This is a genomic window from Candidatus Marimicrobium litorale, assembly GCF_026262645.1.
GTDB classification, from domain to species: domain Bacteria; phylum Pseudomonadota; class Gammaproteobacteria; order Pseudomonadales; family Halieaceae; genus Marimicrobium; species Marimicrobium litorale.
In genome coordinates this window covers 1,768,431-1,785,400 of the sequence record NZ_SHNO01000001.1, presented here as the reverse complement: position 1 = coordinate 1,785,400, position 16,970 = coordinate 1,768,431, and the positions used below count along the sequence as shown (strand labels likewise).

The 16,970-nt window shown below is 58.1% G+C and carries 18 protein-coding genes and 1 tRNA gene; 13 read left to right on the top strand and 6 right to left on the bottom strand.

What is annotated here, in order from left to right:
* Window positions 1–205: 205 nt before the first annotated feature.
* Window positions 206–703 carry a type IV pilin protein gene (locus EYC82_RS07930; protein WP_279249003.1) on the top strand — a complete coding sequence of 166 codons (498 nt, stop codon included), beginning with the start codon at window positions 206–208 and terminating at the stop codon, window positions 701–703.
* Window positions 704–755: 52 nt separating this feature from the next.
* Here the strand turns inward: EYC82_RS07930 and EYC82_RS07925 are convergent, their stop codons facing one another.
* Together EYC82_RS07925 and EYC82_RS07920 are read right to left on the bottom strand one after the other, a co-directional pair.
* Complete coding sequence (locus EYC82_RS07925) at window positions 756–2,942, bottom strand: malate synthase G (RefSeq protein WP_279249002.1); 2,187 nt, start codon at window positions 2,940–2,942, stop codon at window positions 756–758.
* Window positions 2,943–3,114: 172 nt separating this feature from the next.
* Window positions 3,115–4,071, bottom strand: coding sequence for a LysR family transcriptional regulator (locus EYC82_RS07920; protein WP_279249001.1), 957 nt, complete (start codon window positions 4,069–4,071; stop codon window positions 3,115–3,117).
* A 129-nt stretch (window positions 4,072–4,200) separates the two neighbouring features.
* On the opposite strand from EYC82_RS07920, the gene EYC82_RS07915 reads away from it, so the two are divergent.
* Both EYC82_RS07915 and rraA read left to right on the top strand, forming a co-directional pair.
* Window positions 4,201–4,980 carry a class I SAM-dependent methyltransferase gene (locus EYC82_RS07915; protein ID WP_279249000.1) on the top strand — a complete coding sequence of 260 codons (780 nt, stop codon included), beginning with the start codon at window positions 4,201–4,203 and terminating at the stop codon, window positions 4,978–4,980.
* Entirely contained in the window at window positions 4,977–5,456 is a 480-nt protein-coding gene (rraA, locus tag EYC82_RS07910; RefSeq protein ID WP_279248999.1) for a ribonuclease E activity regulator RraA, read from the top strand. Before EYC82_RS07915 ends, rraA begins: the two co-directional genes overlap by 4 nt.
* A gap of 15 nt (window positions 5,457–5,471) precedes the next feature.
* On the opposite strand, the gene nadC is transcribed toward rraA, so the two are convergent.
* Window positions 5,472–6,335, bottom strand: a complete 864-nt coding sequence (gene nadC / locus EYC82_RS07905; protein ID WP_279248998.1) for a carboxylating nicotinate-nucleotide diphosphorylase — start codon at window positions 6,333–6,335, stop codon at window positions 5,472–5,474.
* 144 nt (window positions 6,336–6,479) lie between these two features.
* Here nadC and ampD point away from each other — a divergent pair, with 144 nt between their 5' ends.
* The 3 genes from ampD (at window position 6,480) to EYC82_RS07890 (ending at window position 10,138) form a co-directional block, all read left to right on the top strand.
* Entirely contained in the window at window positions 6,480–7,025 is a 546-nt protein-coding gene (gene ampD / locus EYC82_RS07900; protein ID WP_279248997.1) for a 1,6-anhydro-N-acetylmuramyl-L-alanine amidase AmpD, read from the top strand.
* A 109-nt stretch (window positions 7,026–7,134) separates the two neighbouring features.
* A complete protein-coding gene (locus EYC82_RS07895; protein ID WP_279248996.1) occupies window positions 7,135–8,694 on the top strand; it encodes a sigma 54-interacting transcriptional regulator in 1,560 nt (519 codons plus the stop codon).
* Window positions 8,695–8,713: 19 nt separating this feature from the next.
* The gene (locus tag EYC82_RS07890; RefSeq protein ID WP_279248995.1) at window positions 8,714–10,138 is read left to right on the top strand and encodes a serine/threonine-protein kinase; all 1,425 of its coding nucleotides are present in this window, start codon (window positions 8,714–8,716) and stop codon (window positions 10,136–10,138) included.
* A 1-nt stretch (window position 10,139) separates the two neighbouring features.
* Here EYC82_RS07890 and EYC82_RS07885 read toward each other — a convergent pair whose 3' ends face one another.
* Window positions 10,140–10,805, bottom strand: coding sequence for a lysoplasmalogenase (locus EYC82_RS07885; protein ID WP_279248994.1), 666 nt, complete (start codon window positions 10,803–10,805; stop codon window positions 10,140–10,142).
* Window positions 10,795–11,706 (bottom strand): ketopantoate reductase family protein, encoded by a 912-nt coding sequence (locus EYC82_RS07880; protein WP_279248993.1) that lies wholly within the window; start codon window positions 11,704–11,706, stop codon window positions 10,795–10,797. Before EYC82_RS07880 ends, EYC82_RS07885 begins: the two co-directional genes overlap by 11 nt.
* 84 nt (window positions 11,707–11,790) lie before the next feature.
* Between EYC82_RS07880 and EYC82_RS07875 the strand changes: the two genes are divergently transcribed.
* Window positions 11,791–12,273, top strand: coding sequence for a YajQ family cyclic di-GMP-binding protein (locus EYC82_RS07875; protein WP_279248992.1), 483 nt, complete (start codon window positions 11,791–11,793; stop codon window positions 12,271–12,273).
* Here EYC82_RS07875 and EYC82_RS07870 read toward each other — a convergent pair.
* Window positions 12,270–13,148, bottom strand: a complete 879-nt coding sequence (locus tag EYC82_RS07870; RefSeq protein WP_279248991.1) for a phosphotransferase — start codon at window positions 13,146–13,148, stop codon at window positions 12,270–12,272. The two genes, EYC82_RS07875 and EYC82_RS07870, sit on opposite strands and share 4 nt — an antisense overlap.
* 112 nt (window positions 13,149–13,260) lie before the next feature.
* Here EYC82_RS07870 and EYC82_RS07865 point away from each other — a divergent pair, with 112 nt between their 5' ends.
* The 6 genes from EYC82_RS07865 to EYC82_RS07840 all read left to right on the top strand — a co-directional run bounded on the left by EYC82_RS07865 (window position 13,261) and on the right by EYC82_RS07840 (window position 16,964).
* Complete coding sequence (locus EYC82_RS07865) at window positions 13,261–14,403, top strand: GGDEF domain-containing protein (RefSeq protein WP_279248990.1); 1,143 nt, start codon at window positions 13,261–13,263, stop codon at window positions 14,401–14,403.
* A gap of 9 nt (window positions 14,404–14,412) precedes the next feature.
* Window positions 14,413–15,039, top strand: coding sequence for a carbonic anhydrase (locus tag EYC82_RS07860; RefSeq protein WP_279248989.1), 627 nt, complete (start codon window positions 14,413–14,415; stop codon window positions 15,037–15,039).
* 110 nt (window positions 15,040–15,149) lie between these two features.
* Entirely contained in the window at window positions 15,150–15,326 is a 177-nt protein-coding gene (locus EYC82_RS07855) for a hypothetical protein (RefSeq protein WP_279248988.1), read from the top strand.
* Window positions 15,327–15,418: 92 nt separating this feature from the next.
* A complete protein-coding gene (locus EYC82_RS07850; RefSeq protein WP_279248987.1) occupies window positions 15,419–16,447 on the top strand; it encodes a phosphotransferase family protein in 1,029 nt (342 codons plus the stop codon).
* Window positions 16,444–16,833 carry a DUF6285 domain-containing protein gene (locus EYC82_RS07845; protein ID WP_279248986.1) on the top strand — a complete coding sequence of 130 codons (390 nt, stop codon included), beginning with the start codon at window positions 16,444–16,446 and terminating at the stop codon, window positions 16,831–16,833. Before EYC82_RS07850 ends, EYC82_RS07845 begins: the two co-directional genes overlap by 4 nt.
* Window positions 16,834–16,888: 55 nt before the next feature.
* Window positions 16,889–16,964 (top strand) — tRNA-Thr (locus EYC82_RS07840).
* Window positions 16,965–16,970: the final 6 nt, after the last annotated feature.

Below are 16,970 nucleotides of genomic sequence, written 5' to 3'. Positions count from 1 at the left end.
AAATAACAGTTTTTGCGCGTCTAGCGGCAGGTGTGTTCCCGCACGCTGGCAGTGCTGGTGGCCAGGTCACCCCAACGCTAGAAAAATACATCACGCATCGATAGATTGCGCGTGTCTTTGCAGAGCATGCAGCATGCTGATCAGTCGTTGAGAGAGGCGCGCCGTTATCGAAAGAATGCGCGTTCAGGCCCAGGGAGATAATGCGATGTTGCAGGCGACACGAGCGCAACGGGGTTTTACCATGGTGGAGTTGATGGTTGTGCTCGCCATCCTGGGCATATTGGTGGCCATTGCCCTGCCGGTTTACCAGTCCTATGTGGTGCGTTCCAAGATCAGTGAACCTCTGGCACAGCTGGGTAAAGCCAAGACCCTGCTGGCCGGCTACGTCGCGGCCAAACGCCGCTACCCCCGTCAGGCAGAGTTGTCCACCCTGGACTTGCGCGTAAAAAACAGTGAGGTAGTGCATTCGCTGGCTTGGGCGCCTGACCCGCTGGTCGACGGAGAGAGTGTGTATATCGTGGCAAAGGTCTATGCCAGCGTGGTAGACGGTGGATCGCCCGATCCTGACAATCTACTCGCCTTTCAGTTATCGGGCTCGACCAATGGCGGCAGCGGTATGCGCTGGACCTGCTTGCCGGGGTCAGGCCCCGGACGAAACGACCCGCTGCCGCGGGAGTATCTCCCGCCGAGTTGCAAGGGTTAGCAGCGCTTGGTCAGAGGGTAATGATGCCGCGCACGCTGCCACAACGTGTCCTTCAACTGTCCGCGCTCTGCTCGGCCTTTGCCTGCGCGCGGCGTGCGTGCAGCACCGGCTCGGTATAGCCACTGGGTTGTTTTTCGCCGAGGAATACCAGGTCGCAGGCTGCTTGAAAAGCCACATTCTTATCGAAGTCCGGTGCCATGGGGCGGTACAACGGGTCATGGGCATTCTGCTGATCCACGACAGCCGCCATGCGCTTGAGTGTCTCCATGACCTGTTCCTTGCTACACACGCCATGGCGCAGCCAGTTGGCAATATGCTGACTTGAAATGCGCAGGGTGGCTCTGTCCTCCATGAGGCCAACGTGATTGATGTCAGGCACTTTGGAGCAGCCAATGCCCTGGTCGATCCATCGCACCACGTAGCCAAGAATGCCCTGTGCGTTGTTGTCCAATTCTCGCTGGATTGTAGGTTTGTCCAAGGGCTTGGCGCCCTTGAGGGGAATGCGCAGGATATCATCCAGTGCCGCGGCGGGACGCTGGCTGATCGTTGCCTGTTGCTCCGACACATTCACCTGGTGGTAGTGAATAGCGTGCAGTGTCGCCGCGGTAGGTGAGGGGACCCAGGCAGTGGTTGCCCCGGATTGCGGATGCGCGATCTTGTTTTTCATCATGTCTGACATAAGATCGGGCATCGCCCACATGCCCTTACCAATCTGGGCTTTACCGGGTAGCCCGCAGCGCAGACCAGTCTCCACGTTCCAGTCTTCGTAGGCCTTGATCCAGTCCTCTTCTTTCATGGCACCCTTGGGTGTCATCGCGCCCGCACGCATGCTGGTGTGTATCTCATCACCGGTGCGGTCGAGGAAGCCGGTGTTGATAAACACCAGGCGTTCACGTGCCTTATGGATGCATGCTTTGAGGTTAACCGTAGTGCGACGCTCCTCATCCATGATGCCCATTTTCAGCGTGTTGGGCGCCAGTGAGAGGATCGATTCGATGCCAGCAAACAGGTCGCAGGTAAAGGCGACTTCATCGGGGCCATGCATCTTCGGTTTAACAATATACATGCTGCCCGCACGCGAGTTGCGCTGCACATCGCCGCTTTTCTTCAGGTCGTGCAACGCGATCATGGCAGTAAACAGGCCATCCATAATGCCTTCCGGAATTTCGTCTCCCTGCCCATCGAGAATGGCCGGCGTTGTCATGAGGTGTCCCACGTTGCGCACGAACAACAGGCTCAGCCCTGGCAATATCAAGCTGCCGCCGTCTGGAGTGGTAAACGTGCGATCGTCCTGCAGCCTGCGACTAACGGTTTTTCCGCCCTTGTCGAAGCGGTCTTCAAGGTCGCCACGCATCAGACCGAGCCAGTTGCGGTAACCAATTGCTTTGTCCTCGGCGTCTACCGCCGCCACAGAATCCTCGCAGTCTTGAATAGTGGTGAGTGCCGATTCCAGTACCACATCCTTAACACCCGCTGTATCGCTGGCGCCGATCGGGTGCGACGGGTCTATTTGTATATCGATATGCAGGCCGTTATGGCGCAGTAAGATATTCGTGGGTGCGTCGGGCGTGCCGCAATAACCCCGAAGTTGTTCGGCGTGCGACAGGCCGCAAGTGTTGCCGTTGATCATGGTGATTTGCAAGGCACCATCGACGATACGATAGGCGCTGGCCTCTGAGTGGCTGTGGCCGTCCAGTGGGCAGTAATTATCAAGGAATTCCCTGGCGTAAGCGATTACCCGTGTGCCTCGCACGGGGTTGTAGTCAGCGGTGCGCTCCGCGCCATTGTGGGCAGGAATAACATCCGTGCCGTAGAGCGCATCGTAAAGGCTTCCCCAGCGTGCGTTGGCAGCGTTGAGTGCATAACGGGCATTCATTACCGGCACCACCAGTTGGGGGCCGGCAAGGTGTGCGACCTCGTCGTCAACGTCAGCGGTACTGATTTGGAAGTCGGGAATATCGGGCAGGAGATAGCCGATTTCCGTCAGAAATGCCTTGTAGGCGGCCCGGTCGTAGTCGGCTCCGCCATGGGCCTCATGCCAGGCATCTATCTGTTTCTGCATCTCATCCCGCTCGGCGAGCAGGGCTCTGTTGCGGGGCCCCAACTCGGTTACAAGGGATTCCAGTCCACTCCAGAATTGCGCAGGATTAATGCCCGTGCCCGGAGCAATCTCCTGTTCCAGCAGTTCGTGGAGAGTTGTTGCGACCTGCAGGCCGCCCTCTTGCACGCGATCAGTCATGCCCAAACCTCTTGTTAGTGCGGTCAATGCGGGTGAGTTTAGGGGCAGCAGCGGAATTTAGCGAATCAATCAATTTTATCGCCACCATCATTTATGTGAATAATCTCTCGCTGGCGTCGCCGCCCTGCCAATAAACCGGTGTTCGGCGTGGCGCAGGCCACCGCAATACAGGTCAGGGAGTGGCTTGCTGCCCGTCCAGTTCACGGGCGGTATCGGCGATCAAGCGGCGCAACCAGCGATTGGCAGGATTATGCTGTAGCAGCGGGCTCCAGGCCATCTTCAGTTCCAAGGGCGGAATCGCCAGCGGTGGCGGCCGCAGCACGAGGCGGGGGTTGTCGAGGTTGAGCTGTGCTGCTCGAGTGGGCAGGGTAACGATCAGGTCATTTTGTTCGGCCAGCGTCATCGCCGCCTGATAATGGCGTGTGAACACGGTGATCTGGCGTTTTTTGCCGAGCGTGTTAAGAGCCAGATCAACCCAGCCCAATCGCTGCACGTCGCCGGGATCCACACCGACGCCGACGCCCATGCCGGTCTTGCTGACCCATACGTGGTGGGCTTTCAGGTAGTTATCGAGGGTGAAATCGTCCAGTACCGCGTTATCCGGGCCCAGCACGCACGTGAAGCTGTCATTCCAGAGGTGAATCTGGTGGAAGGACTGGGGCATGGAGTCGAAGCGGTTGATCACCATGTCGACCTTGCCTCGCTCAACGTCGAGAAAGCTCACATCCGACGGCGTCATAATATCCAGTGTCAATCCCGGCCCCGACTGTCGCAGCTTGCCCAAAACGCTTGGCAGCAGAGTGGATTCCGCGTAGTCGCTGGCCATAATGCGGAAAACCTGTTTCGCCCGCGCGGGATCAAAATCACCCCGCGGCTGCACCGCCTGGTCAATCTTGCTCAGCACCTCGCGCACGACAGGTTCCAGTTCCAGCGCCCGTTCCGTGGGTGTCATGCCGTCACTGGTGCGCACCAGCAGGGGGTCATCGAATAATTCACGCAGGCGACGCAGCCCGTTACTCATGGCGGGCTGGGACAGATTGAGCTGGTGTGCCGCCTGTGTGACATTGCGCTCACGCAGCAGCGCATCCAGATAGACCAGCAGGTTAAGATCCACACGATTCACTTTCACCGGGAGCGCCCTATTTTTTTAATGAATGGGATGCTATCAAATATTTACAGGAAGAATTATACGTTCATCGCTACAATTGCCAAGGGGACATGCCCGCAGGGCTCGCGTTGATGACAGGAGTAGGTGAGTTTGGAAAGGGGTTACCAGCATGGGTATTCGGGCAGCGTGACCTCGATGTTCGATATCGAGGGGCGGCGTCGTAAGGCCAGAACGATGGTCAGTGTCCTCTCCGAATGCAGCGATCGGCCGCTGGCAGGACTGCATGCACTCAATGTGGGTGGTTCCGCAGGCATAATTGATGAATACCTTTCCAGACACTTTGCCAGTGTGACGGGCATCGATATCGACGAGACGGCAATCCAGTTTGCCCGGAAAACGTTTAACAACGAAAATCTCCACTTTGAAACAGGCGACGCCATGGCGCTGCGCTATGAGGCCGATACATTTGATGTGGTGGTTTGCTCTCAGGTTTACGAGCATGTGCCGGATGCGGGAAAATTAATGGCAGAGATGTACCGTGTGCTCAAACCTGGCGGGAAAATCTATTTTGCCGCAGGTAACCGCTTGATGTACCGCGAACCGCATTACAATTTGCCCCTGCTTGCGGTTATTCCTCGGCCACTCGCACACCGTTACCTCAGGCTTGTGGGCAAGGGGGAATATTATTACGAGAAACATTTCACTTATTGGGGGCTCAAGCATTTGGTGTGCAGTTTCTCCGTGACGGACTATACCCCCCTGATTATCCGCGATCCGGATAAATACCAAGCGCGGTATATGATGAAAACCGGTACGCTAAAGCATGGACTCGCCCGGTTCATCTCCAGGTACGCCATCTGGTTGGTGCCTGGCTATATCTGGGTGCTTGAAAAACCTATGACGACGATGCGGAACGCGGAGGTAATGTGACTGATTTTTCCACCCCTGATCTCTCGGACGCGGCGCCCGATGCGCGCGCACTGGCGCTGGCGCTGCGCAACTTCGGGCAGGTTAGCCGGTTTAGTGGCGAGGTTGTCACTATCAAGTGCCACGAGGACAACTCCTTGATCAAACAGTGCGTTGAAGAGCCCGGCGCAGGCCGTGTCATTGTGGTGGACGGGGGTGGCTCCCGTCGCCGCTCTTTACTGGGAGACATGCTGGCGCAGAAAGCCGTGAATAACCGTTGGGCGGGGCTGGTGATTTACGGTTCGATTCGTGACGTCGACGAAATCGCCCTCATGACTCTGGGCGTTCAGGCGCTTGGCGCCTGTCCGATAAAGACCGAAAAGCGTGGTGCGGGTCAGCGGGATATCCCGCTGGAACTCGGCGGTGTCACCATTGACCCGGGCGACTATGTCTACGCGGACAATAATGGGGTAATTGTCAGCAAGCGCCCATTGACCTGAGCGTTTTTCTGCGGCTCAGGAGGTGTGTTGCAGTCTCATAGACAGGTCCATCGCGGTGACGTCTTTGGTCAGTGCGCCGATCGAAATGTAGTCCACACCGGTATTGGCAATCGCTAACAGCGAGTCTGCGGTGACGTTTCCGGAGACTTCGAGTTCGACCCGGCCATCGGCGAGTTCGACGGCATCGCTGATATGCTGCACAGAGAAGTTGTCCAGCATAACGCGGTCGGCCCGGGCGGCAAGCGCGGCCTCAAGTTCTGTCAGCGATTCTACTTCCACTTGCACCATTTTTCCGGCGCCAGACCGCCTCGCCGATTGCACCGCGGGACCTATTCCGCCGCAGGCGGCGATATGGTTTTCCTTGATCAGGAACGCGTCATACAGTCCGATCCGGTGATTATGGCAGCCGCCGCAGCGCACTGCGTACTTCTGCGCATCTCGCAGACCGGGCAACGTTTTGCGTGTGTCCAGCAGTTTCACGCCTGTCCCTTGCACCTGCATGGCATAGTGCTGACAAAGCGTTGCCGTTCCCGAGAGTAACTGTAAAAAATTCAGTGCGCTGCGCTCCCCGGTCAGCAGGGGGGCCGCCGGACCCTCCACGGTAAACAGCACATCACCGGCGCTGATGTTTTGACCGTCCTGCTTGCTCCAGGTGATGCTTATCGTCGAATCCAGCGCAGCGAATACGGCGTTGACCCAGGGCTGACCGCACAGCACGCCGTTTTCTCGCGTGATAACGCGCGCGTGCGCGCGTGTGTCCGGCGCTATCAGGCCCGCGGTTACATCGCCGCTGCCAATGTCCTCTTGCAGTGCACTGCGCACATTGCGTTCTACGGCGCGCCTGTCCGGCGCTGCGATGGCGGAAGATGCATCTTTCATAGAGAGGGGATCGTGAGTCACAGTGCGGTGATTGTAACAGTTCGTTACGCATGCTGTTAATCCCGCCCATCACCAAGCCTGCGATGAGACCCTCGATCGGGTTAAACTGTGTGAACCGGTGAATAGTGCGGAGGAAAAAAGCACATGCTGTACGAGGTGGATAGGGGTTGGTTGCGCGGTGCGGACAAGCGACTGTCACCCAATTTCGGACCGCGACCGCCGGGCTGTGCCCCGGAGCTGCTGGTCATCCACAATATTTCACTGCCCCCGGGCCGTTATGGCGGTAATTGCATCGAGCGTTTTTTTACGAATTGCCTGGACTGGGAAGAGCACGCGTATTTTGATGAAATCCGCGGTGTACAGGTATCTGCTCACCTGCTTATCAAGCGATTGGGCGAGGTGCTGCAGTTCGTGAGTTTCGAGGAGCGCGCCTGGCACGCGGGACAGTCCAGTTACAGAGGACGCGAGAACTGTAACGATTTCAGTATTGGCATCGAGCTTGAGGGCACCGACGATGAACCTTATAGCGATGCCCAGTACACGACTCTTTCTGCAGTTACGGCGGCACTGCTTGCGCACTATCCGGAGCTGTCCGCCGAGCGCATTGCAGGGCACAGTGATATCGCCCCGGGTCGCAAAACCGATCCCGGCCCGGCTTTCGATTGGGAGCGATTTTACGCGTCTCTGTAACACCAGCGCCTGCTGTGAGGGCAGCTCCCTCGGCGTCGATTGCGGCAAATTTTGCGCTAGCTGCTAAGCTTTTAGAGAGAATCTTCGCAATAGCAAGACGGTGATTCCTATGGCGAACCCTACGCCGACGCGACCTGATCCAGAGATGACGCTTCCGTCCGTGGTTGCGTCCCTCGCCAGGAGCGGCGCTGCCACTGATGTAGTGCTGACGGTGATTTTTCACCCTGAGGCCAGTCTCATTGGCTATCGCACCAGGGTGCCAGCACGCGCGCGCGGCGCGCCCTGGGTGCTGGGCCGACGCAGCCCCCGCTTTTTCCCCAACGACGGGGGACCGCCCTCTGTGCTCGATGACCGGCACGTGAGCCGCCGCGCGGTGCAATTTACATTGAGGGATGGGCGACTCACGCTGAAGCGGTTTGAGAATGCGAGCCGCTGCCGGGTAGATGGCGCGGAGTTGTTTGACAGTCTGGAAATCCGTTCCGATCGCCTCCATCGCGGCGTGGCCATGCTGTTGGGCCACAGTATCGTTCTGCTGCTCCGCTCAGCGCCCCCGGCAGGACCGGCTGCGGGTGTCTCCCCGGAGGAGTCGTGCCTGCGAGGGTCCAGTGCCGCTATGGTGGTGGTCAGGCAACAGATAGATCGGGCCGCCCGATGTGATCTGGACGTATTAATACTGGGTGAGACGGGGACAGGTAAGGAGCTGGTCGCCAATGCAATTCACCGGGCCAGCCAGCGTAGCGGCGGCCCCATGATCAGTGTGAACATGGCGGCGATCCCGGGAGATCTTGCGCCTGCAGTGCTCTTTGGCTGTGCTCGCGGTGCTTATACTGGCGCGGAGCGCGCCGTGCCGGGATTCTTCGAGCTGGCGGAACAAGGCAGCCTTTTTCTCGACGAGATCGGCGATGCGTCTCTCTCCATCCAGACCCAGTTGTTGCGGGCGTTGCAGCAAGGTGAAATACAGCGGGTGGGTGGGCCAGTAGAACGCGTGGATGTGCGTGTTATCTCGGCGACGGAGACGGATCTTGAGGGGAGTGAATGCGACTTCAGGGCGGCTTTGCGTCACCGTCTTGGTGCCTGCCAGATCGACCTTCCCCCGTTGCGGAAACGCCCGGAGGATATCGGAGAACTCATGCGGTATTTCTTCGAGCGCACAGCGGACCACTGCGAGCGCACGATTTCCCTGCCCAACAGAGATGCCCCGGCCACTGAAATTGCTGCATGGGCGTTGCTGTTTCTCGCATTCCTTGACTATGACTGGCCGGGGAATGTACGCGAATTGCAAAACTGTGTGCGGCAGGTGACGTTGACCGGAGAGGGTCGACCAGAGGTGCCTGACAGGTTGCAGGCTGCGCGCATTGCCGTGACGCGAAGCGCAGCGCTGTCACCACAGCCCCGTCGTTTGCAGGAGGTCGACGAAGAGACCTTTGACAAGGTAATGGCCGCAAACGGTTTCGAAGTAAAGCCGGTCGCTAAGCAGTTAGGTGTGTCCAGAGCGGCCGTCTATCGCCGGATAAAGAGCTCGCCACTCTACCGTCTTGCCAGTACCCTTTCGCCGCAAGAAATTCAATCCGCTCTGGATGAATTCAGCGGTGACAGTGCCGCGGTCTCTCGTCACCTGCGGGTCCCGCTCAATACTCTGCGCAGCCGCATGCGCAACTTCAGTCTGTAATGGTCGCAGGCCGCCTTTCATGAATAACACGGTGGGCTGTTATAGCATATTGCGTCTGATTGACCGGGGCGGGCAGGGCAGCGTTTACCTCGGTTACGACTCCAGGTTGCAGCGGCGTGTGGCGATCAAGATCTACCGTATGCCGAACAGGCGCAAGATGCGTAAAGCCCTGCTGCAGGAGGCCAGAATTATCGCGGATATTCAGAGCCCAAAGGTGGTGAAGGTACACGATATTGTTGAGTCCGCGTCGCACCTGGCGTTGGTCATGGAGTATGTGCCCGGTTGCAGTTTGGAGGAGTACCTGTCCCGCGTACGACCCTCCGTCGCGAGCACGGTACGAGTGGGACTTGATATCGCGAGCGCACTGGCGTTGGCGCGTCGACGACGCATTGTGCACGGTGATATCAAGGCCAGTAATGTACTCATCGCACATAATGGCAGGGTTGTACTGACAGACTTTGGTATCGCCGCTGCGGAGAGCGGCGCTCGCAGTCAGCAGGCCAGTCTCTCGGCGCTTGCCCCGGAGCAGTTTTTCGATGACGTGGTGGATGAGAGGACGGATCTGTTTGCCCTCGGTGCTTTGTTGTATAGGATGTTGACAGGCGAACACCCGTTCTATCGCAACGGTCGCTCCGACCCAAAAATGCTCATTGAGGGCACATATTGCCCAGTGAGTGACAGAGTGTCAGGTGCAGTCGAATTGCCTGAAGAGTTGGTGCGACTGGTCGATAGCTTATTGCAGAAAAACCCCCGTGACCGTCCCAAGAGTTCGCGCAGTGTCCGCTCGGTCATGCGTGGCGTGTTGTACAGCTTGCCTGTATCAACGCGTAACAGCCTGATTGTCGAGGCGCGACCTTGTTTTCGTCGGGAGTCCCGGGAAAAGCTCCCGCCAAATCTTTTTCGAGACCGGGACGCGCGGATGGGCTCGGATTCAGGGGTCATTGGTTTGACGGGGCGCGTCTTGCAGTGGATGCAGGTATCCGGTCGGGTAGTCAGGGTAACGACCGCGACCCTCGCACTGGTCTTGATTAGTATTGCGTTTGTGATCGGCGATTACCAGCGCGTGACTGCAGTGCGGTTCAGCGAGCCGATAACCGAATTTGGCGGAAATCCGGCAGTGCCGAATGAGGTGTCCCCTCATTGGTTGCTAGGCCAGGTGAAAGCCGTCCTGGATGAACAATGGGGGCGTACACGCATTATCGGGCAAGTGGGTGAGCAGCTCGATACGACCGCGTATACCAAGCCCTGGTGGTCAGGGCGCTGGGCGACGTTGCCCCAAACCATAGACGTGACTCTGCGCTGCGAGGGAGTCGTCTGTGTATTCGCGATTTACCGTCAGCAAGGGTCGCAAGCGTTTCGCCAGCAAGCGGTGCTGCTGGCTGATATGCCATTGCCGCAATGGCGTTATGCGGTGCGAGACGCGACTCGGTCGGTGTTGCAGTGATCTAGGCCAGTGCCACCGAGGCTGCGAGTAACATTTGGGAAGCAAAGTAGAGGGGGGTGCCCCACAGGCCGCTTGCTTTTGATTCCGGCGCTACGAACTGGCCTCGCGCCACCGCCAGATCTGACAGCGCGAAGCCCCACGCTCCGACGATTGCCACGGGCGCAATCACGTGGCCTGCGGTGAAGCCGGCGCACACGAGCATGGTGGAAATGACCACAATATAGGCAATGACAGGCACTTTCATCGCGCTTTCAACATGGGGCGACAGCCATCGCCACACCACCAGCAACAGGCAGGCCACGGGGACAGCGGAGACTACGAAACCGGTGATGTTCAGGGGCAATTGCAGGAAGGCCACGGCAAACAACAAATGGCCGCACAGGAAGGCAGTGAGTCCGGCGAGGAAGCTGCGTTCATTGTCTGGCATGAGAAATAGATCTCCCACCATGCAGAAAATTAGTCCCGCTAGCAGCCAGTTCCCGTAGGCGGTGTCCTCGGCGCCAAGGTTGACTGCGAGCCACACGAAAGCGATTGCAGCCAGGGGTTTGCACAGGTAACGCCCGGGGCGAAAGCCGCGCTGGTCAGACAGCACCAGCGCTAGGGTTGCGATCACTGACAGTGCGATGGGTGACATGACGCTGGAGAGTGCTAGAGTTTCAATGGGCACGAGATTTTATCGCCTCGAAAAGTGCGCGGTTGAGAGGTGTATCGATGCTGTGCTGATCAGCAACTTCAAGCAGGTAGCCCGTGATGTAATCGATTTCAGTGAGCCGTCCAGCGTCTATATCCTGCAGCATCGATGACCGGTTATCCGACGTAGCTTGAATAACGGCGGCGGTGATACGGGGTAGCGCTTCGGCGATTTCTGCGTGCCCCTGGGCACGGCACACGGCGGCAATTTCGTCGCGCAGTGGTGCGACCTGATTAGCCAGCGATTTGCTCGCCCCCAGTTCGCCATTGTGACATCGATTGAGCGCTGTGAGTGGGTTTATCACACAATTGATCGCCAGCTTGGTCCACAGGGCAGGCTGTATATCGCTATCCCACACGCTGTTATCGATCGCGCGCTCCCATTGATGAAACCACAGCGGGCGTCTGTCGTCCGCGATTTTAGCGGCGCGGCCGATGCGGGTTTCGCCGCTGCCTGCGTGGCGAACATGTCCCGCAGCGAGAAGGTGAGCACCCTCGGTGGTGGTGCCGCAATAAATATTCAGTGAGGGTAAGGATGCCAGCACCTGTTCCTGGAAACCCATACCGTTACTCAGCAGGACGATATTGCAATCCGGGTTAAGACGGTGGACAACACTGTCTATCGCTGAACAGACATCGTAGGCCTTGGTAGTGACCAGCAGGTGCGATATGCCGGTGTGCCCGCGCGGCCCTGTTGTCTTGAAGTGTTTTTCGCTGACCAGGTCGCCTCGTTCGACTGCCTGTGTCCGGATTTTTCCGTGCACGCCATCGCGCAGGATCAGTGACACTTGGCGACCATCGGTCGACAGGGCGTCGGCAAACAGGCTGCCTATCGCTCCCGCGCCCAGTATGTGCCAGTGGGCCTGACCTGTATTCAAACGTTGTATCCCGGGATTGAAAACTGAGAGTGGGCCGTTACCATGTATGTACTGTACACCACTTTGAGCGGGAGACCTGCCACTATGCCATCCTTCGATGTTGTCTCGGAAGTTGAATCGCACGCGCTGACGAATGCGGTAGATCAGGCGGGCAGAATTGTTGCGAACCGTTTTGACTTCAAAGGCGTGGAGGCCTCCTTTGAGCGCGAAGAACGCAAAGTCATCATTACTGCGGAGGCGGATTTCCAAGTGCAGCAGATGGAGGATATGCTGCGCAGCGCACTGGTGAAATGTGACATTGATCCCAAGGCCATGGATTGCAGCGATTTGCAGGCCTCAGGCAAAACGGTGCGCGAAACTGTGTTGTTACGCCATGGACTCGACAGCGGTCAGTGCAAGACTATCGTTAAGAAAATCAAGGATCTGAAAATAAAAGTACAGGCCCAGATACAGGGCGAGCAGGTGCGGGTTGTCGGCAAAAAGCGCGATGACCTGCAGGCGGTCATGGCTGTGCTGCGTGAACTGGAGTTGGACTCACCCCTGCAATTCACTAACTTTCGTGACTAGCCCCGCGGCAGTTCTTCCAGCAGCGCTGCCGTTTTTTCGCGCAGTAAATGTGCGCCCATCAGCGGTTCGGGTTGGGCAGCGTACCACAGTATCTCAAGGTAACGGTACAGGTAACCGTAGTGGAGCAGTATTTCTCTTTCGCCTTGGTCAGGTTGTCGGCCGAGGTAGTGTTTTACGAGTAGGTTTGCGTCCTGCCGGGGAAGAGAGTCTCCCTCGATAACCACGGCCAGATCGTAAAGAGGGTCACCCATGGCGCAGTACTCCCAGTCAATGGCCCAGAGGCTGCCCCTGTGCACAATACGGTTGGCCCGCAGCAGGTCGTTGTGGCATAGGACCGGCGTTGTCTGTCGCTGTTCACTGGTATTGAGTAAGGCTCTGATCGGTTGGCGACAGTGGTCGAGCGCAGAGTTGGTTTTACCGCAAAGTGCCCGTTGTTTTTCATAGCGTGTGATGCGCTCACCCAGGTTCATGCGATGATGCCGTGCCGGTAAACTGTGTATGGCCGCGAGCAGCGCGGCCACTTGTGACACGGTCTCATTTGCGCTCGGTTCCGGCTCAAGATAGTCGCAGACCAAGCTGCCAAGATCCGGATTGAAGTAACGCGGACAGGGAGCAATCCCCGCCCGATACGCCGAATGCAGAGCGCGCCATTCAGCCTGTCGGTTGAGGCCGTTGAGTCCAGGATTCACGCCATCAATGCGCACGACGAATCGCTGATCGGCGCCCACTAGTGCGCTGAAATTACTGATTCCCCCCGAGAGTATTTGTAAGAATTCAGGTGGGCGCTGCAGGGGCTTTGCACATTGCCATCGCGGCCATTGGGCCAGAGTTTGTTGGAGCCGATGCTTGATAGGATGCGGCAGAGCTGAGGTCATGGGCGGCGCCCGTCAGGATTGCAACCCAAGTATAGGGCGCATACACTGCTAGAGCCACTAACGATCTTAGTATGGCGGTATTGAGGCGTCTGATTGTGGCGGGGAAGCGCGTATGACTAAGGATGGTAATTACGACAGCGGTATCGGCGAGGAAATTGAAGGGGCTCCGCCCGCGTTATCCGGGTCCGAGCTCAGTGTGAGTCGCCGCGATGAAACGGATGTTGTCAATCGCTACCTGTATAACCAAACACGGCAGATGGAGCTCATGCTGCTGGAGGCCGAAGATCTGCTGGCGTTATTTGAGGTGCTGTTGGTCAGCCTACCTCGTCACTTCGCTTTCCGTGCCTCGGAATTATGGTTGTTTGATCCGGACGATGTGCTCTCTCCCCTGATGGAGGGAGCGGAGCGCTATGGTCAGAGCTTGCAACTCCTCAACGATGTCTTCCCCATACAGGAGTTGTATGAGCTGGAGCCGGATATCGTCCAGATTGACGCGACCAACTCACGCATGTTCGAGGTGCTCAAGTCGGAGCATGGTATTGACGGCGCGCTGCTAATGCCCCTCATGCAGGAAGGCGAGATTATCGGGAGCCTGCATATTGGCTACCAGGACGGTGCGCTGTCATTTGGTGAGGGGGAGGACGAGCTCCTGGCTCACCTGACAACAATTGTGTCCCTCTGCCTGCGCAGAGCCGTAACTCGTCGTCAGAGCTCGCAGCTCACCCTGCTGGATTCCCTGACTCATATTAGCAATGCCCGAGGCTTTTCACGGGAGTTGTCCCGAGAGATCTCCCGTGCGCGGCGCAGTGATTCCCCCGTGACAATTTTGCTGCTGGAGATAGATGACTTCAGCGAGCTTTACCAGAGTTACGGTGAGCGACGTGGTCAGTTTGTCATCAAGAAGATCGCGGAGCGCCTGTTGTCCAACATGCGGCTGACAGACTGCCTCGCGCGTCTCGAACAGGGGCGGTTCACGATACTGCTGCCCGGCACGGGAGAGGCGGTGTCCCGGGATATCGCGCAGCGTCTGCGCGGGGATATTGAACAGTTTTCAATCGATGACGGGCGTGGTGCAGTATTGCAGGTGTCCATCAGTACCGGGTTCGTCACCTGGGAGCCGCAGCAATTTCCCGCGGTTGACCTCGAGCAGCTGGCAACACAGATGGGCTCCGTCGCCGATAAAGCGCTGCAAGATGCTGTAGCGCGCGGCGGTAATTGTGTGGCACAGTCGCGACTCAGCACCCTTGTCATCTGAGGTAAGGCAGTGAGCGCGCTCAGTCATTTGTTCGACAACAACCGGAAGTGGGCTGACGGCATCAAAGCCGATGATCCCGATTTCTTTGAATCATCTGCCACCGGACAAAGCCCCCGTTACCTCTGGATCGGCTGTGCCGACAGTCGGGTGCCGGCCAGTCAGGTGGTCGGACTGGGCCCCGGTGAACTTTTTGTGCACCGTAATGTGGCGAACATGGTGATAGAGACGGACCTGAATTGCCTTACTGTCATGCGTTACGCCATTGATGTGCTGAAGGTACGTGACGTCCTGGTCGTAGGACACTACGGTTGCGGTGGTGTTCAAGCAGCGTATGAGAATACCGGGAATGGAGAGCTCGATCATTGGCTGTGCCACATCAGGGAGGTGCAAAAGCGACATCACGATGAGCTTGAGGCAATTGCCGATAAGGGCGCAAGGCTACAGCGCCTGTGTGAACTCAATGTGATCACCCAGGTGGGCAACGTGTGCCGTACAAAAATTGTGCAACAGGCGTGGCAGGGCGGGCAGTCCCTGGCGGTCCACGGCCTCGTTTACAATCTCGCCGATGGTCTGCTGAAGAATCTGAACTGCACAGCAGAGGGTGCCACGCTGGTGTCCCGGGACTTGCGCGAATAATATTTGGCGGTGCCGCGGGGTTCGCTGCAGTAGGTAACCGGGGGCAATAAGCCAGCTCAATCGCTTACTCGATCAACGACGTGGGCGCGGAGTCCAGCCAGGAGTGCCAAATGCCAAACCTGTTGTTATTGCTGTTGTTAATTTTTGGTGGAGTTGCCCTGATGGTGTTCCTCGGACAGCGTTTTGCGGCGCCTGCTGACTCGCACCGCATGGCCCAGTTGCGCCGCTGGCTGATTCCACTGGTAGGCCTGTCCCTGGTGTTGTCGCTGCTGAAGTATTACCTGTAGGTGCGAGTCGCAATATTCACAGTTGGCTGTTGTGCAAATCACGCCCTGTCGCGGTTGTGCAGGGCGCTTCGCAGGCATGGGGTGCAAGATTGATGTCAGCAACGAACGAATCTCACTCCGCATCGGACCCCTCTGTTATGGCCGATCGCTTGTTGGCTGCACTCATTCCGGGGAGCAGCGGCGCGGTGCGGGCTCTGCGCCGCCTTTCCGGTGGAGCCAATATGGAAACATGGTCATTCGATCTTGAGCATGGCAGCGATACAGAGCCATTGATTCTGCGTCGACAGCCCGGCAGCAGCGGCAGGAACGCTACTGACTGGAACGAACTTGCAATAGCCGATGAGGCGGCCTTGCTGAGTGCTGCCGGCGCGACGGGTGTGCCTGTGCCTACAGTCCGGCACCTGCTGACAGCGGGTGACAAGCTGGGCCAGGGTTATGTGATGAGCCGCGAACAAGGCGAGGCTTTACCCCAGCGTTTGCTCGCCGATGCACGCTTTGCCGCAGCGCGGAACAAGCTGGCCTGGCAGTGCGGCCACGCATTAGGCCAGATACACCGGGTGCCAGTAGATGCGTTGCCTGCTGGCCTGCCCGACCACAGTGGTCCAATCTTGTTCGAGCATGCCCAGTCTTTATTGGATACCCATGATAATGGTTCGCCGGTGCTGCAACTGGGCCTTGACTGGTTGCGCGACAACCGGCCGGGCAGTCAGTCCAAAGCGCTGGTCCATGGGGATTTTCGCAACGGCAACCTGCTTGTCGACGAGGGCGGTCTGGTCGCCGTACTGGACTGGGAGCTCGCTCACCTGGGCGATCCGGTGCGTGACCTGGGATATCTCAGCGCCAACGTCTGGCGCTTCGGAGCCGATGCACCTGTGGGTGGGTTTGGCCAATACGATGATCTTCTTGCGGGCTATGAGGCGGCAACCGGGCAGCGGCCGGCCATGGACGAGATAATCTATTGGCAGGCGTACGCCGCGCTTTTCTGGGGAACAGTCTGCCTTATCATGCTGGAGAAATACCGTAGCGGAGAAGATGCCAGCCTGGAGCGTGCGGCCGTGGGTCGCCGCCTATCGGAAGCGGAGATCGACCTGCTTTTGCTGCTGGAGGGAAAATTGCCATGAGTGGCACCGACTCCGAGGAATTACTGGCCGCGGTGCGTGCGTTCCTGAAGAGCGAAGTGCTTGGCGAGTTGGATGGATTCAAAGCTTACCAGCTCAGGGTGGCAGCCAATGCGCTGGGAATCGTAGAGCGCGAACTGGCGCTGGGAGAGGCGGTAGTCGCTCTGGACAGGGAGATGGCCGCGATTCTGCAGATAGACAACGGCGCAGAGCCATTGCCACGCATTATCGCGCAGCGGCTAAAAGCGTGTTCTATCGCGTTGGACGAGCGTGTGTTGTCCTACTTGCGGCGCCGGGCCCAGCTGGTACTGGCAATCGACAATCCGCGCTATTCGGGCTTGCAGCAGTCGCTGCAGCGCTGGGGTGACCTTACGAATATGGCCGATTAGTGCGTCACAGGGTGCTTGAAATTGGCCTGCCCTCGGTTACACTGGCGCCCGCTGCGCCGACATAGCTCAGCTGGTAGAGCAACGCATTCGTAATGCGTAGGTCCGGCGTTCGACTCGCCGTGTCGGCACCACCCAAT